The sequence below is a fragment of the Pseudomonas azerbaijanorientalis genome, assembly GCF_019139795.1.
Taxonomy (GTDB): domain Bacteria; phylum Pseudomonadota; class Gammaproteobacteria; order Pseudomonadales; family Pseudomonadaceae; genus Aquipseudomonas; species Aquipseudomonas laurylsulfatiphila.
In genome coordinates, this window is the sequence record NZ_CP077078.1 from 1,625,223 (window position 1) to 1,641,755 (window position 16,533).

14 protein-coding genes and 1 riboswitch are annotated in these 16,533 nt (G+C 62.1%); of the genes, 2 read left to right on the top strand and 12 right to left on the bottom strand.

Annotation, left to right across the window (positions count from 1 at the left end; all coding sequences use genetic code 11):
- Positions 1–153: 153 nt before the first annotated feature.
- The 11 genes from KSS91_RS07150 to KSS91_RS07200 all read right to left on the bottom strand — a co-directional run bounded on the left by KSS91_RS07150 (position 154) and on the right by KSS91_RS07200 (position 13,855).
- The gene (locus KSS91_RS07150; protein ID WP_007979844.1) at positions 154–1,038 is read right to left on the bottom strand and encodes an alpha/beta fold hydrolase; all 885 of its coding nucleotides are present in this window, start codon (positions 1,036–1,038) and stop codon (positions 154–156) included.
- 312 nt (positions 1,039–1,350) lie between these two features.
- Positions 1,351–2,043: a pseudouridine synthase gene (locus KSS91_RS07155; RefSeq protein WP_217837454.1), complete on the bottom strand. Its 693-nt coding sequence runs from the start codon at positions 2,041–2,043 to the stop codon at positions 1,351–1,353.
- Positions 2,044–2,077: 34 nt separating this feature from the next.
- Positions 2,078–2,296, bottom strand: coding sequence for a cysteine-rich CWC family protein (locus KSS91_RS07160; protein ID WP_007979840.1), 219 nt, complete (start codon positions 2,294–2,296; stop codon positions 2,078–2,080).
- On the bottom strand, positions 2,283–3,776 hold the full coding sequence (locus tag KSS91_RS07165; RefSeq protein WP_217837455.1) for a sensor domain-containing diguanylate cyclase: 1,494 nt from the start codon (positions 3,774–3,776) through the stop codon (positions 2,283–2,285). Before KSS91_RS07165 ends, KSS91_RS07160 begins: the two co-directional genes overlap by 14 nt.
- 211 nt (positions 3,777–3,987) lie before the next feature.
- A complete protein-coding gene (gene atzF, locus KSS91_RS07170) occupies positions 3,988–5,766 on the bottom strand; it encodes an allophanate hydrolase (RefSeq protein ID WP_217837456.1) in 1,779 nt (592 codons plus the stop codon).
- A gap of 25 nt (positions 5,767–5,791) precedes the next feature.
- Positions 5,792–9,451, bottom strand: a complete 3,660-nt coding sequence (gene uca, locus KSS91_RS07175; RefSeq protein ID WP_217837457.1) for an urea carboxylase — start codon at positions 9,449–9,451, stop codon at positions 5,792–5,794.
- Between the two features lie 316 nt (positions 9,452–9,767).
- Positions 9,768–10,421, bottom strand: coding sequence for an urea amidolyase associated protein UAAP2 (locus tag KSS91_RS07180; protein WP_007979832.1), 654 nt, complete (start codon positions 10,419–10,421; stop codon positions 9,768–9,770).
- Positions 10,422–10,432: 11 nt separating this feature from the next.
- Positions 10,433–11,158: an urea amidolyase associated protein UAAP1 gene (locus KSS91_RS07185; RefSeq protein ID WP_015093897.1), complete on the bottom strand. Its 726-nt coding sequence runs from the start codon at positions 11,156–11,158 to the stop codon at positions 10,433–10,435.
- A gap of 13 nt (positions 11,159–11,171) precedes the next feature.
- Positions 11,172–11,960, bottom strand: coding sequence for an ABC transporter ATP-binding protein (locus tag KSS91_RS07190; RefSeq protein ID WP_217837458.1), 789 nt, complete (start codon positions 11,958–11,960; stop codon positions 11,172–11,174).
- The gene (locus KSS91_RS07195; protein ID WP_217837459.1) at positions 11,957–12,772 is read right to left on the bottom strand and encodes an ABC transporter permease; all 816 of its coding nucleotides are present in this window, start codon (positions 12,770–12,772) and stop codon (positions 11,957–11,959) included. The genes KSS91_RS07190 and KSS91_RS07195 overlap by 4 nt, the downstream gene beginning before the upstream one ends.
- 15 nt (positions 12,773–12,787) lie before the next feature.
- Positions 12,788–13,855 carry a putative urea ABC transporter substrate-binding protein gene (locus KSS91_RS07200; protein WP_126049832.1) on the bottom strand — a complete coding sequence of 356 codons (1,068 nt, stop codon included), beginning with the start codon at positions 13,853–13,855 and terminating at the stop codon, positions 12,788–12,790.
- Positions 13,856–13,915: 60 nt separating this feature from the next.
- Positions 13,916–14,016: riboswitch (guanidine-I (ykkC/yxkD leader) on the bottom strand.
- A 283-nt stretch (positions 14,017–14,299) separates the two neighbouring features.
- Between KSS91_RS07200 and KSS91_RS07205 the strand changes: the two genes are divergently transcribed.
- Entirely contained in the window at positions 14,300–14,548 is a 249-nt protein-coding gene (locus KSS91_RS07205; protein WP_095966270.1) for a hypothetical protein, read from the top strand.
- 167 nt (positions 14,549–14,715) lie between these two features.
- Positions 14,716–15,183: a hypothetical protein gene (locus tag KSS91_RS07210; protein ID WP_217837460.1), complete on the top strand. Its 468-nt coding sequence runs from the start codon at positions 14,716–14,718 to the stop codon at positions 15,181–15,183.
- Between the two features lie 121 nt (positions 15,184–15,304).
- Here KSS91_RS07210 and dspII read toward each other — a convergent pair whose 3' ends face one another.
- On the bottom strand, positions 15,305–16,417 hold the full coding sequence (dspII, locus tag KSS91_RS07215; RefSeq protein WP_217837461.1) for an enoyl-CoA hydratase/isomerase DspII: 1,113 nt from the start codon (positions 16,415–16,417) through the stop codon (positions 15,305–15,307).
- Positions 16,418–16,533 lie beyond the last annotated feature (116 nt).

Here is a 16,533-nt window from a genome sequence, read left to right on the forward strand (position 1 = left end):
CGGCCGGCGATTTGAAGTTTTTCTTTACGTGGGGCGGGTTTAACGCGATGTACCGACAAGGCGTGGGGCGCATGGCGGTCGATCGCGGGCAGCCTCGCGCCTGCAGAATACGTTTGATTCAGCAGGGTGGGGCTTGCTCGCGATGACTCTGTTTCAAAGTGCCAATGCATGGTGGTCCTGGACGTAGTGGTAACGCGGTCGGCTATCGTGCTGGGCCGGTTTCAGGAACCCCATCAGTGCGTTGCGGCTGTCTCGGCAGGCGGCTTTGTGTTCCATGTCGAGAAAGTGGCCGGTGGCCTGAAGGGTCGTGAAGGTGGCGTGCTGCACGTGGTTGGCGAACAACCGTGCGCCGTCGGCGGCGGTGTATTCGTCCCATTCGCCGTTCATGAACAGCACCGGCACGTTGATTTTTTCCGCCGCTTTGAAAAAGCATTGGCGATCGCTGTGCAGCAGGTCGCTGATGTGGAAGTGCATCTGCCCGTATTCATGATCTGCCAGGCTGCTGACGTGCCGATAGTTGAAGCGCTTGAACAGGGTCGGCAGGTGTTTGCCGATGGTGCTGTTCACCAGGTTGCCGACCCGGTCGCCATCCCGGCTGCCGAGGTAATCGACTCCGCGCTCGAGGTAGTCGAGCATGTGCGCGTTGATCTCCGGGGAGAACGAGCTGATCACGGCTTTTTCGATGCGTCGTGGCCGTTGGGCCAAGGCGACCAGGGTCGCGGCGCCACCCCAGGAAAACGACAGCACGTGTTCGGCGGCGAAGTGGTCGATCAGCTCCAGAAGGATCTGCCCTTCGACTTCCTTGGTCAGCAATTTCTCGTGCAGGTTGTGGGCTTTTGACCGGCCTGCATAGGGCTGGTCGTAGCAGACGACGTTGAACTGCGGATGGAGGTTTTTCACGGTTTGTGCAAACGACGCAGTCGTGGCCATCGAGCCGTTGACCAGGATAATGGTCTTCTCTGCGGCGTCTGCGCGATAGAACTCCGTGTAAACCCGATACTGACCCTGTATATCCAACACAGCGATTTCTGGCCTCATGTCATAAGACTCCTGGCAAGCGGGTATGCGCGCAATAGAGATTGCACGAGCTTTGTGACAGGTAGGCATACGCCTGGAATTTGAGAGGCCCATGTCGATCCAATGCAGTCCGGTCGACGGGTATTGTTATTGGCGGGCAGTCTGCCGGATGAGGCCGGAACCCTTGGGTTCCTACCGGCAAAAAGTTTCTTAGAAGTATGGGGTGACTCATCGGTCACATTTCGGCCGACGTCCTGATTCAAGCAGGGGTCACGTCATCGCGCAAGTGCCATTGGTAAATTGTTCGACAACTTCTGCTCAGCGGTCGCCTGCTTAGATCAATCCGATCTCTTCATCGCTCAGTGGGCGGTATTCGCCCGGTTTCAACCTGTCGTCGAGCGCCAGCGGGCCCATGCGCTCGCGGTGCAGGCGCATCACCTTGTTGTTGAAGTGGCCAAACATGCGCTTGACCTGGTGATAACGGCCTTCGACGATGCTCAGGCGCGCACTTTTCGGCCCGAGCAGCTCCAGCCCGGCGGGTTGCGTGGTGAGGTCTTCGAAGGCGAAGTACAGCCCCTGGCTGAACTTGATCGCGTATTCAGGGCCGATGTCCTGTTCGGTTTCGACGTAGTAGACCTTGGGCAATTTGGTCTGCGGTTGGGTCAGGCGCCGCGACCAGCTGCCGTCGTTGGTGATCAGCATCAGGCCGGTGGTGTTGAAGTCCAGGCGACCGGCTATGTGCAGTTCGTCCTTGTCTGGCTCATGGATCAAATCGAGCACGGTCGGGTGCTGCGGATCCCGGGTGGCGCTGACGCATCCGGCGGGTTTGTGCAGCATGAAATGGCGCAGGGGTTTGCCGACTTGCAGCACGTCGCTGTCGACTTCGACGCGGCTGAACTCGCGGACTTCACTGTGTGGGTCGCTGACGACTTTTCCATCAATCCTGACGCGTTTTTCCACCAGCAACAGGCGCACCTGCTTACGGTTGAAGCACGGCAGGTTGCTGAGAAATCGGTCGACACGCATGACTTAGGGATCAGTGAAGAAAGGGCCGCGCATCTTACTTGATCGATTCGGACGCTGCTTGCAACTGCGCCTCGACCTCGGCGCAGCGCGGGCACAGGCACGAGGCATTGCGCAGTTGCGCCGGCAGCGCCTGGAGCACGGCCGGGTCGATGCTGACGCCGTAGCACCAGCAGGCGCGGTCGGCGGTTCGCGGGTCGGCCAGGGTGCAGTCGTTGGGTGCGCCGCAGGCGGGGCAGAGGTCAGGCTGGTTCATGGATGGAGTGAGCCATTTCCACGCAGGTTCGGTTACGGCCACTTTGCTTGGCCCGGTACATCGCATGATCCGCCCGTGACAGCAGGGTGTGCAAGGTGTCATCGGGCTGCAGGGTGGTCAGGCCGATGCTGACGGTCACTCGCAAGATCTGGCCGTTGTAGGTGTAGCTCTGTTGCTCCACGTACTGACGAATTTTCTCGGCGATTATCAGACCGGTCTGACCATCGGTGTCCTTGAGCAGCACGATGAACTCTTCACCGCCCCAGCGGCAGACGATGTCGGAGTGCCGCAGGCAGCTCTTCAGATCCTGGGCAAAACCATTCAATACCTGATCGCCGGCCAGGTGGCCATAGGTGTCGTTCAACACCTTGAAGCGGTCGAGGTCCAGCAGCAAGGCAGTCAGCGGTTTGGGCTCGCGCCGGGCTTCGTGCATGGCCTGTATGGCCAGCAGGTCGAAGCCGCGACGGTTGGGCAGTTCGGTCAGGCTGTCGAGGGTGGCCTGGGCCTGGATCTTGTCCTGAAGGCGCTTGATGACCTGGTTGAGCAGGACCAGCACGATCAGCGTGACCAGCAGGCAGATCAGCAGGTTGAGGTACAGCGACTGGCGGATTTCACCCAGGGCGCTGTCCTCGCGTTTGTCGACGAACAGGTACCAGTTCAGTTCCGGGATGAACCGCACATTGAGGAAATGCCCCTGGCCCTGCACGGAATATTCGTAGCTGCCGCTGTGGGGTTTGGGCAGCCGACTGACCAGGTCCTTCATGCCGTCCAGTTCACCGAGTTTCTGCCCGATGCGCGCACCCTGCGGACCGCCTTCGGCGCCTGTCAGCACGAGGCGTCCGAAGTTGTCGACGAAATACACGCTGCGCTGATAACGCTGCTGGTACTTGTCGATCAGCTTGATCACGGCGTCGACGGTCAGGCCAACGCCGGCTGCGCCGATGAACCGGTCGTTGTAGTCGTGAACCTTGTAGTTGATGAAAAAGGTCAGGTTGTCCTTGTTGGCGAGGTCCGGGTCGACGTTGATCTCGTACGGATCCTTCATGTCCCGCACGCGGAAATACCAGGCGTCGCGGGGCTCGGTGGCCTTGACCTGCTTGAGCACACCCTTGGCGTGGTAGTAAGTCAGGCTGGTGTTGGAGACGAAGAACGCGGTGTAGGCGCCGTAGTGGGTCATGACCTCGTTGAGGTACCGGGTCATCTGGTCGGAATCCTTTTCACCATTGACCACCCAGTCGCGCATGAAGGTGTCGCGGGCCATCATCGAGGAAATCAGGATCGGCCTGACCAGGTCTTTCTGGATTTCCGAGTAGACCGTGTCCGATGTCAGCGGCAGTTCGGTGTTGACGATGTTGTCGCGGATCGAGGCCCGGGAGGCGTAGTAACTGAGAAAGGAGGTGGCGAGGAAGCCTGCGCCCAGCAATGCGACCAGCGTGAGCACCAACGAGCGTTGAGAATACAGCGGCGAGCGAAGCGGCATGGCAGTTCCATTGGCAGTCATCCGATGGCAGGCATTCTAAGGGTACTGCCGGGAAATAACTGCTCCATGTGCGCTGCGAATGGTCGTAAATCTTGCACGGACCTTGTGGGAGCGAGCTTGCTCGCGATGGCGGCGTGTCTGCCACATCAAGGCTGAATGTCACACCGCTATCGCGAGCAAGCTCGCTCCCACAGGGTTATGAGTCTGGTGTTTAGCCCAGTGTTTTCAGGTACATCCGCCAGCCGCCGAAATGGCTGATGTTCACCGCGCCCTCCAGTCCATACGCCTCGCAGATAAACCCGCTCTCCCAGCGGCCGTCCGCCAGTTGCACCTTGCCCAATCCCAGCGGTGCCGGAATCCCGGTCAGGAACGAACCCAGTTCTCGGCTGGGCAACTCCCAGACTTCCACGGCAATCGCCACGCCGCCATCCTTCACGCGGACCATGCCCGGACGCAACGGCGGGCCGCCGGCCAGGGCATGGAGTTGATAATCCGGCGAGCTGAAGGTTGTTTCCAGCAACCGGGCGCCACGCTGCCTGAGCTGCCAGTTCAACGCCAGCCCGTCCAGATGCGCGCCGCAGACCACCAGCCGCGCTCGATCATGGCGGGCAACCGGTGCCGGTGCGGGAGCGGCCAGGCCTTGCTGGCGCTGCAAGGCATCCGCCACGCTCAACAGGTACTGATCGGTGAAGGCCCGGCCAAACAATGTCACGCCCCATGGCAGGCCGTTGTCCATGAAGGCGCTGGGCACGGCGACGGCGGCGTAGTCGAGCAGGTTCATGAAGTTGGTGTAGTAGCCGAGGTCCGAATTGCGCAGCACCGGTTCGGCCTCGAGTTCCGCCAGCGACACCGGGCGGCCGATGGTGGGCGTGACGACACAATCGAGACCTTCCAGCGCTGCGTCGCACAGGGCCTTGAGCGCTTGCAGCCGGTATTGGGCGCGGAAGGTCTGCACGCCGTCGACGGCGGGTGCCTTGGCCAATACAGCGCGAATCACCGGCAACACGGCCTCGGGGTTTTGTGCCATCAACTCCCCGGCCACGCTGTAGCGCTCGGCCACCCACGGGCCTTCATAGAGCAAGCGTGCAGCCTCCAGAAACGGTGACAGGTCCAATTCCACCGCTTCGCCGCCCAAGGCCTTGAGACGGTCGATGGCATCACCGAACAACCGCGGGCCTTCAGGGCATCCAAAGAATTGCAGGTCCTGTGCACGTGGTACGCCGAACCGGAACGGCCGTGGTGTGCCGAACGCCGAGCCGTCATTCCACAGCGGGTTGCTGCGGCTGTATTCGTCCCGCGGGTCGAAGCGTGCGGTGAGCGCCAGCAACTGACTGGCCTCCCGCGCGGTGGCGGTGAACGTAGTGACGCAATCGAGGGTACGACAGGCCGGCACCACGCCGGCCGTCGAGATCAGGCCCTTGGTGGCTTTCATGCCGACCAGGTTGTTCAACGCCGCCGGCACGCGCCCGGAGCCGGCGGTGTCGGTACCCAGGGAAAAACTCGCGACCCCGAGCGCCACCGCCAGCGCCGAACCGGCGCTGGAGCCGCCCGACGGATACTCCGGCAACACGCTGTTGGGACACACGCCATAGGGTGAGCGGCTGCCGTTGAGCCCGGTGGCGAACTGGTCGAGATTGGTCTTGCCCAACGGAATCGCACCCAGGGCCAGCAGTTGTTCGACGATGGTCGCCGAACGCTGCGGCACGTAGGCAAATGCCGGGCACGCTGCCGTGGTCGGAATGCCCGCCAGGTCGATGTTGTCCTTGATCGCAAATGGCACGCCGTACAGCGGCAGGCTGTCGAGGTCGCGGCCATCGAGGGCGGCGAGGTACGGCTCCAGTTCCTCGGCGCTTAGCAGGTGGATGAACAGGTGATAGTCCGGATTCAGCGCGGCGGCTTTGTCCCGCAGGTTCGTCAGCAATTGACGGGGGTTAAGGCTGCCGTCGCGGTAGGCGCTGCGCAGGGCGTCGAGTTGCAGATTGATATTCATGGCATGCGTCCTTTTCAAAATGGGTTCAGTCAAGTTCCAGCACCACGACGCGCTGTCCGGCGCGCACCGCCGAACCCGGTTGCACGCGCACCTCGCGCACCACACCGGCCATGGGGGCGAGCAGGGGGATTTCCATCTTCATCGACTCCAGGATCACCAGCACATCACCGGCCGCGACGCGCTTGCCGGCCTCGACCTGAACCTGCCAGAGGTTGCCGGCGATGTGGCTGTCGACGCTCTGTTGACCGCTGGCCAGCGGCGCCTCCTCGGTCGTCTCCGGGGCCGGCTCTTCGCTGTCGAAATGCGCCTGGCCGCTGGCGATCCAGCGCTCACGCTCGGCATTGAATGCGCTTTTTTGCTGCTCGCGAAACGCGCCGATGGTCTGGGCTTCCTGCGTCAGAAACGCCTGGTAATCCGCCAGGTTCAACTGACTGTGTTCGATGTTCAGGTGGAAGCGTCCGAGGGGGAAATCCTGGCGAATGCGCAGCAGTTCATTGGCGCTGACCGGGTAGAAACGGATCTGGTCGAAAAACCGCAGCAACCATGGCTTGCCATCGAACGCGGCGACTTCGCGGTAGCGGTTCCACATCTGTAGCGTGCGCCCGACAAACTGATAACCGCCTGGGCCTTCCATGCCGTAGACGCACATGTACGCGCCACCGATACCCACCGAGTTTTCCGCGGTCCAGGTGCGCGCCGGGTTGTACTTGGTCGTGACCAGGCGATGGCGCGGATCGAGCGGGGTGGCGACCGGCGCGCCGAGGTAAACGTCGCCCAGGCCCATCACCAGGTAACTGGCGTCGAACACTGTGCGTTGCACTTCATCGAGGTTCGGCAGGTCGTTGATGCGGCGGATGAACTCCAGGTTGCTCGGGCACCAGGGCGCGTCCTTGCGCACCGTGGTCATGTATTTCTCGATGGCCAACTGGCACGCCGGGTCGTCCCAGGACAGTGGCAGATGGACGATGCGCGAGGGCAATTGCAGGTCTTTGGCGGCGCACACGGCGTCCCATTCGCCGGCGACGATGCCGAGCAGGTCGGCCAGTGGCAGTTGTTCGGGTTGGTAGTGGACTTGCAGTGAGCGGATGCCTGGCGTCAGGTCGATCACGCCGTGCAGGTGTTGGCTTTCCAGGGCTTGCATCAGGGCGTGGGCGCGGAAGCGCAGGACCAGGTCGAGTTCCGGTGCGCCGATCTCCAGCAGCAGATGCGTATCGCCGGACAGTCGTGCAACCAGCCGCGTATCTCCCTGGCCAATGTCCAATACAACAGGCGACACCATCCCCTGTGGGAGCGGCGGTGCGGCGGTCCGACTTGCTCGCGAAAGCGGTGCTTCAGACACATCAATGTTGACTGACGCGCCCTCTTCGCGAGCAAGCCCGCTCCCACATTGATCCCATTTCAAGGCCAGGGTGCGGGCGGTCTTGATGTCGATGGGGGAGAACTGCACCTTGTCCCCTGCCTTGAGCTGCCCCAGTTGCCAAAGATCCGCCTCGATCACCGTCACCGGGCACACGAACCCGCCCAGGCTTGGGCCATCCGGGCCGAGGATGACCGGCATGTCACCGGTGAAATCCACTGCTCCGATCGCATAGGGATTATCGTGGATATTCGACGGATGCAGCCCGGCCTCCCCACCGTCGGCACGCACCCATTCAGGCTTCGGCCCGATCAGGCGCACACCGGTGCGGCTGGAGTTGAAATGCACTTCCCACTGCGTGGCGAAGAAGGTACTGATGTAGTTTTCCGTGAAGTATTCCGGCGCACCGTGGGGGCCGTAGATCACGCGAATCTGCCGAACCGCCGGCAACCCGGTGACCTGATCTTCTGCCAGTTGTTGACCGGCGCTGCGGTCATTCAGCGCTGGCAGGTGCAATACGTCACCGGCCCGCAAGGCGCGACCACCGTGCCCGCCAAATTGCCCCAGCGTGAAGGTGCTTTTGCTGCCCAGATAGTCCGGCACCTGCAGGCCGCCACGCAGACACAGATAACTGCGCGCGCCTGCGCCGGCAATGGTGCCGAGGCTCAAGCTGGCGCCTGCCGGAACCACCAGCGCAGTGTTCATCGGCACGCTTTGGCCGTCGAGCAGCAATGGAATCACCGCACCGGTCACCGCCACCACCGCCTCGCAATTGAAGCGCAGCAACGGCCCGCTCATGGTGATTTCCAGCGCCGCCGCGCCTTCGTCGTTGCCCAGCAAACGGTTACCCAGGCGCAGCGCCCGACTGTCCATCGGCCCTGAAGGCGGCACGCCGACCGCCCAGTAACCGAGGCGCCCCGGATAATCCTGAACACTGGTTTGCGTACCGGCGCTGAGTACCTCGAACGTGTTGGCCTGATACACCAGGCCTTCCAGGCAACGGGTCCACGGCTGGCCGCTGGCGAAAGGCGTATCGAGCAGTATCTGGCGCAGGTAATCGCGGTTGATTTCCACGCCGTAGAGCAGGCTGGCACCCAGCGCTTGATGCAGATCCGCAGCAGCCTCTTCGCGCGTCGGCGCCCAACTGATGACTTTGGCGATCATTGGGTCGAAATACGGCGGGATTTCGCAGCCCGCTTCGACCCAGGTGTCGATGCGCAGTCGTTTGCCGTCGGCGTCAGGGAAATTCACCGCCGTGAGCAAACCGGGGCTTGGCTGGAAATCGCGCCCCGGATCCTCGGCATACAACCGCGCCTGAATCGCATGACCCTGCGGCTTCAAACCCTGTACCAGATCGCTCAGCGGCGGCAGCTCACCGGCCGCCAGTTGCACCATCCAGCGCACCAGGTCGACGCCCCACACCTGTTCGGTGACGCCGTGTTCCACCTGCAAACGGGTGTTCACTTCCAGGAAATAGAAACGCCGCGCATCGCTGTCGAAGACGAACTCCACGGTGCCGGCGCTGCGGTAGTTCACCGCTTTGGCCAGTTTGATCGCCGCCGTGCAAAGTTCATCGGCCATGCCCTCGGGCAGGTTCGGTGCCGGGGTTTCCTCGAGGACTTTCTGGTTGCGACGCTGCACCGAACAGTCGCGTACACCGAGGGCGATCACCTCGCCGCGACCGTCGCCGAACACCTGCACTTCCAGGTGACGGGCACGCTGGATGTACTTCTCGATGAACACCCCGGCGTCGCTGAAATTGTTCTGGCCCAGGCGTTTGACTGCTTCGAAGGATTCGCTCAACTCGACCGCGCTGCGGCACACGCGCATGCCGATGCCGCCACCGCCGGCGGTGCTCTTGAGCATCACCGGGTAGCCGACCTGTTCACCGGCGATCAATGCTGCGTCGAGGCTCTCGAGCAACTCGGTGCCTTCAAGCATGGGCACACCCTGTTGCCGGGCCAGGGCGCGGGCGGTGTGCTTGAGGCCGAACACCCGCAGTTGTTCCGGTGTCGGGCCGATGAAGGCGATGTCGACGGCTTCGCAGGCTTCGGCGAATGTGGCGTTTTCCGAGAGGAAGCCGTAACCGGGATGGATCGCGGTGGCGCCGCTGGACTTGGCGATGGCGAGGATTTTATCGATCGCCAGGTAGGTGCCGGCGGCTGCGCCTTCACCGAGGCTGTGCGCTTCGTCGGCCTGCAGGATGTGCAGGCTGGCCGCGTCGGCTTCGGAGTAAACGGCGACACCCCGCACGTGCAGTTCACGCAAGGTCCGCAGGATGCGGCAAGCAATGGCGCCACGGTTGGCAATCAGGACTTTTTCGAACATGGCATAACCCCCGGAGGCGATTGCGCATCAGCCTCGACTGGGATGCGGGCCGTCCCGCAGTTTTTCGAAATGCATCCGGGCCGTCCCGGATGACTGAATCAATTCGTTCCAAAACACCATTGGCCCCTTGTAGGAGCGAGCTTGCTCGCGATGGTCGTGAACGATTACGCGTAAAACCAGATACCCAGCGGCGCTCTTGGGTTTTTCGCGAGCAAGCTCGCTCCTACAGAGGGCGGTGGTGGCTTTTACTTTCTGAGGCACTGCCCTGAACGGGCCTGGCACAGGGTGAACAGCCAGCGGCGCAAGCGCGCGAGTTTCAGTTCCATACCAGTAGCTCCGCTGGTGTCGGGTTGTAGGCGTTGCACGGGTTGTTCAGTTGCGGGCAGTTGGAGATCAGCACGATCACGTCCATCTCGGCGCGCAGGTCGACGTACTTGCCCGGCGCGGAAATCCCGTCTTCGAACGTCAAGCCGCCGTCGGCGGTGACCGGCACGTTCATGAAGAAGTTGATGTTCGGCCCGATGTCGCCCTTGCCCAGGCGTCCGTCGTGGACACAGGCGCGCAGGTAGTTGTCGCGGCAGCTGTGCATGTAGCGCTTCTCCAGGGCGTAGCGCACGGTGTTGCTCTCTTGCGCACAGGCGCCGCCGAGGGTGTCGTGACGCCCGCAAGTGTCGGCGACGATGGTCAGCATCGGTTTGCCGAGGTTGGAATACAGCACGCTGCCGGTGCTCAGGTACACGCTGTTCTGCCGACGCAACGTGCGCTGCACGTCGTAGCGTTCCTTGGGATTGGCGACGCTGTAGAACAAGGTGTCGACGGCCTGATTGCCTTCAAGATCGAGGATGCGCAGGGTCTGGCCGGCCTTGACCTCCATCAGCCAGGGTTCGCCGGCGGGGATGGTGGCGCGGTAGATCGCGGTGTCTGGTTGTCTGCTTGTGTGAACGGCAGCGGTAGCGATTGCGAGTGACATGGCAGCGATCCTCAGGCGAACAGACGGTCGGTGTTGATGAAGCCGCGCTCGTTTTCCGGGCGCGAGGTGCGGCAGTGTTCGGCGACGCTGGCGTCGGCGTTCATCCAGCTGAGCTTCAGCGGTTTCGGTGCATATTCCGGCGATGGATCCATCGGGTGCTGCAGAGCGGTGAGCACCACCAGGGTGTCCATCGGTGCGTACAACTCGATGTAGTCGCCAGCCTTGGAATTGCCCTCGACGAAATGGAAGCGTCCGGCGTCATCGACGTTCACGCGGCTGAACAGGTTGAGCGTCATCAGCAGATCGGACAGGCCAAGTCCCCACTTGCCCAGCTCCACCAGCAGGTTGTCGGTGCCGTTGCGGAAGAAGCCGTTGCGCAGTTCCTGATAGCGGCCCGCGCCGTACTTTTCTGCCACTTCTTCGGCGCAGAGCACGCCGCCCAGGCTGTCGCTCCAGCCGCAGGTGTCGGCGGTGATGGCGGCCAGCACGCGGCCCATGTCCGAGTACAGGCAATGGCCGGCGGTGAGCTTGGCGGTGTGTTGGCATTTGAGGCTGTCGGGCAGGTTCAGGCGCTCGGTTTTTTCGTTGGCGTTGAGCAGTGTCAGGCTGACGTTGGCGCCGCCGCGCAGGTCGGTCAGGCGCAGCAATTGGCCGCGCTTGAGCACGAAGGAACGATGGCCGCCGCCGGGGAGCATTTCTTCGGCGAAGGGCGGGAACAGTTGAGTCGAATCAGTCATTGTGAAAAATCCTCTAAGCGATACGAAGCGTGCCCGCCACCGGCAGCGGCAGGGCGTTGACGGCTTTGCACTGGGCGCGGCGGTCGCTGTTCAAAGGGATGTCGTAGGTGATGCGTGCGCCATAGCGACCGGGCGCATGCGGGTCGAGACGGACCTTGTCGAACACCAGCAGGCGCGTGCCGAGGCTGAAGCCTTCGGACAGGTCATGGGTGACCATGAACACCGTCAGCCGGGTCTCGCGCCACAGCTCCAGGAGCAAAGCGTGCATGTCTTTGCGGATGCCCGGATCGAGGGCGCCGAAGGGTTCGTCGAGCAACAACACCCGCGGCTTCATGATCAGCGCCTGGGCAATGGCCAGCCGTTGTTGCATGCCGCCGGAGAGCTGCGCCGGATACTTGTCCAGCGAATGGCCGAGGCCGACCTTGTGCAGCAGCACCGAGGCCTGTTCGCGGGCCTCTTTTTTCGCACTGCCGAACAGGCGCCCGAACAAGGGCGAACGCGGCAGTTCGAGGCCGAGGGCGACGTTGTCCAGCACGCTCAGGTGCGGGAACACCGAGTAGCGCTGGAACACCACGCCACGGCTGGCGTCCGGCTCACCGGCCAAGGGCTGGCCGTCGAGCAGGATCTCGCCGCGACTGGCGCGTTCCTGGCCGAGCAGCAGACGCAGGAAGGTCGATTTACCACAACCGGACGCCCCCACCAGTGTGCAGAACTCACCCTCGTTGACGTTCAGGTTGAGGCCTTCGAGCACCACTTGATCGGCGTATTGCTGCCAGACGTTTTTAACGGTGATGAAGCTCATTTGGCGGCCCCCTCATACCAGGGGAACGCACGCCGGGTCAGGCGTTTAAGGCCCCAATCCATCAGCCAGGCGAGCAGGGTGATCCACACCACATACGGCAGGATCACGTCCATCGCCAGGTAGCGACGCACCAGGAAGATCCGGTAGCCAAGGCCATCAGTGGAGGCAATGGCTTCGGCGGCGATCAGGAACAGCCATGCCGAGCCGAGCATCAAGCGCAGCGAGATCAACAGCCGTGGCAACAGTTGCGGCAACACCACCCGCAGCATCAGGGTCCAGGTCGAGGCGCCGAGGGTCTGGGCCTTGATCAGCAGTTCCACGGGAATTTCCCGGGCACGCTGTTCCAGGTCCCGGGCCAGCGCCGGGGTGATGCCGATGACGATCAGCATCACTTTCGACAATTCCCCCAGGCCGAAGACGATGAACAGGATCGGCAGGATCGCCAGCGGTGGCACCATCGACAGCACCGTCAGCAGGGGGGACAACGGCGCACCGAACAGCGGCAGGGTGCCTGCGGCGATGCCCAGGCACAGCCCGGCCAGGGCGCTGATGCCCAGGCCTATGGCCAGGCGTTGCAGGCTGGAGGCCGTGTCCTGCCAGAGCAGGTATTCGCCGGTGCGGGTGTCGGCCACGAAGGCCAGGCGTTTCACTGCATCGGCCATCTGCACGGCGCTGGGCAGCAGCTTGTCGTTGGGGTTGTCCAGCAGTCGCTCGGCCGAACCCATGAAATAGGCGAACAGCACCAGGGCGAACGGCAGGATCACCAACAACAGGCGACTCGGGCGGTCCGGATGACGGTTGATCAGGCGCATGGCCGGTTCTCCTGATTACAGCTTGGCGTCGGCGGCCATCTGCACGTAGCTCGGGTCGAAACGCAGCTTGAGGTTGCCTTTGTCGCCGCTGGTCACGCCGTTGGCGAAGGCCATGCCGACAGCGCTGGTGTCCTTGGCGCCCTCACCCAGCAAGCCGTGCTGGAAGGAGAACTCGGCGACTTTGCGCATGGTTTCCGGCAGTTGCTTGCTGGTGCTGAACGCCAGGGCTTCCTTGGGTGTGGCGAACAATCGGGTGGTATCCAGTTGCGCCTGAAAACCCGCCAGATCGGTGCCCGAGGCCTTGGCCATGTGTTCCAGCGCGGCTTTGCCGGCGGCGTTTTTCGCGTTCATCAACTCGACCACTTCAAACCAGGCACCGGTCAGTGCCTTGCCCAGGGCCGGGTTGTCTTTGAGGGTGGCGCTGTTGACCACCATCATGTCCATGATTTCGCCGGGGATCTGGCTCGAATTGAACACTTCGGTCACCGCGGGCTTGGCCTTGATGTCCGAGAGCATCGGGTTCCAGGTGGTGACGGCGTTGACCTGTTCGGTGTTGAAGGCGGCGGAGATATCGGCGTCGGAGGTGTTGACCACTTTCAGGTCTTTCTCGGTGAGGTCCACCGAGTCCAGCGCCCGGGCCAGCAGGTAATGGGAGACCGAGAGCTCTACCAGGTTGACGTCCATGCCCTTGAGGTCGGTGACAGTCTTGCCTTCACCCTTGAGCACGATGCCGTCGTTGCCGTTGGAGAAATCGCTGACGATCAGCGCGGTGCTGTCGACGCCGCCGGCGGCCGGAATGGTCAGCGCGTCCATGTTGGTCATGGTGCAGCCGTCGAACTGGCCGGCGGTGTACTGGTTGATCGATTCGACATAGTCATTGAGCTGCACCACATCGATCTGGATGCCGTACTTCTTCGCCCATTTGTCGACGATGCCCTGGCTACCGGCGTACTCCCATGGCATCCAGCCGGCGTAAATGGTCCAGCACACGCTGAAGTGGTCTTTCTGGGCAGCCTGGGACGAGAAGCTCACGAGGGCGGCGAACGCAGCGGCGAGCAGGGCGGGTAAACGAAGCTGGGACATGGTGGTTCTCCAGTTGATCAAGGACGGACAGGACGGCAGCGGCACCGCTAACGGTGGCTTGTCTCCCGGGCTTTTGTCCCGCCGTGTAACCTCAACTGGAGGTCGCCAACTCTCGGACCAGTCACTCGCGTTTGCGAGCCGGAACCCTAGTCAGCCATTTGCAAATTGTGGTGCCGCGAACCTGTAGTGACTCCTGCACCCGGTTGTTAAAGCGAGAGGCGTGCCAAGTTGGCCCGAGCGCTCTAGTTCGGGCGACGGGGAGGTCGACGGTGTTAATTGGAAAGGTGTACTGCCTTGTGATGGTGCGCGGGTGCACCGCATTGGAACCTGTCCGCCGCTGATCAGAAGGTGGGTGCAACATCGCACTTGGCAGGGGATTGCCAGTCAAAACAGGTGTCAGCCGGTGTGTGCCGACTGCTGTCACAGGTCTTTACGGAGGCCGCCATGTTACGTCGATTGTTGTTGGGAGCAGTGCTCGGTCTCGGATTGTCTGGCTGCTACTACTACGACGGTCCTGCCGATTACTACGGGGGATCTTATTACTACCCCGGCTATTACTCGCCCTATTACTACGGTTACTACGGTCCGCGCTATTACGGTGGTTATCGCGCCTATTACTACGGCGGGCATGGTTACTACCGTGGTCACGGTGGTGGACATCATGGTGGTGGACATCGTGGTGGACACCGTTGATCAGGGCGTGAATGGATGAAAAACCTTTCATCGGGCAGATGTTTCTACTTGTTTCGGGGGCGCACCAGATTCCGAATTCGGTGTCTGATCTTTCGACAGTCACCGAACATTTGACTGTCGCCTGCCAGCGTCGCTGGTGTGGCTCATCCGCGGTCCAGGAGGCCGCCATGCTCTGTCAAAAAAAGCTGCGCCGAATTCTACTGCTTGCAGTGTTGGGATTGTCCCTTGGTGGGTGCGTGCCTTACTACGATGAAGGAGGCAGTTACTACAGTTCCGAGGTCTATACCTCGCCATCGCCAACCTATTACGCCGGAGGGAGTTCCTACTACTCCAATGGTGGCGGTTACTACACACCGCCGCCCCGGTACTACGTGCCTCCAGCGCGGTATTACCAGCCGACACCGCGCTATTACTCACAGCCGCGGATATATCAACCGTCGCGCTATTACTCGCAGCCGCGGATGCATCAATCGTCGCGCCATTCCCAGTCGGCCACTCGTTATTATCAGCCGTCGCGGGGCGACTACCGCACGCATCAGAACCATGGCTGGGATGGCCGTAACCGCGGGAACTGGAACAACGACTATCGCGGTAACGGTCGCGGCTATCGCAACGGGCGGGGCGGTCACCGATAGCCAATCGCGGTTCTAATGTGGGAGCGGGCTTGCTCGCGAAGGCGGAGTGTCAGTCAACATCAATGTTGCTGAAATGACGCCTTCGCGAGCAAGCCCGCTCCCACAGTGTTGTGTGCAATTTTCAGTATTCGGACAAATCCGCCAGCGGATGCCGACCTTCCCAGGCCTTGTGAAAATGCGCCTCGACCACAGCGTCCGGCACGGTGTTGATGTCCGGCCAGTGCCAGTGCGGCTTCTGGTCCTTGTCGATCAACCGCGCACGCACGCCTTCACTGAATTCCGGATGACGGCAGCAGTTGAGGCTCAGGGTGTATTCCATCTGGAAGACTTCGGCCAGCGACAGGTGCCTGGCCCGGATGATCTGTTCCCATACCAGATGCGCGGTCAGCGGCGCGCCTTCACTCAGGGTCCTGGCCGCACGGCTGAGCAACAGGTCGCTGTGGTCGCGCAGGGCGCTGATGGCCTTCCAGGCGCAACGCACATCGCTGACATCCAGTAGCTCGTCGATCTGACGACGACGCGGCAGCCACTGGGCTTCGGGCATCTGCGCCACGGCTTCCTGCTGCAAGGCCTTGAGCAGGCTGTTGAGCTGCATGGGTGTCTGTTCCTGCCAGTTCAGTTGCAGCAGGCCTTCGATCAACTTCGGCTGCTGCTCATCGAGCATAAAACGATCCGCCAGGTCCAGATCGATGGCATCGCGGCCGTTCATGTGCGCGCCGGTCAGGCCCAGGAACAACCCGAGCTTGCCGGGCAGGCGCGACAGGAACCAGCTGGCGCCAACATCCGGGTACAGGCCGATGCTGATCTCCGGCATGGCCAGGCGGCTGCTCGGCGTGACGATACGGGTGCTCGCCCCTTGCAACAGTCCCATGCCGCCGCCGAGCACATAGCCGTGCCCCCAGCAGATCAACGGCTTGGGGTAGGTGTGCAGTTTGAAGTCCAGGCGATACTCCGCCGCAAAAAACTGCGCAGCCAGTGGCGGTACTTCACCCGGATGGACGCGACAGGCTTGCACCAGGCTGCGCACTTCACCGCCAGCGCAAAAGGCCTTGGCGCCATTGCCGCGCAACAGGACGCAGACGATCTGCGGGTCCTTGGCCCAGGCTTCCATGCGGTCGCGCAGGGCGTTGATCATGGGCAGGGACAGGGCGTTCAGGGATTTTTCGGCATCCAGGCTGGCGATGCCGATGCGCGCGCCGTCGGTGCCGGTGAGTTCTTCGAAGTGCAGATTCATCGTGACCTCGATCGGGAATTTGAGGGTTAAGTATGATCGCTGTGTGGGAAAGTGCCGGATCTGCATCAGATCAATTGACAAGCGTGGTGAGCTTTCCTAGGGTTCGCCCCATTGTT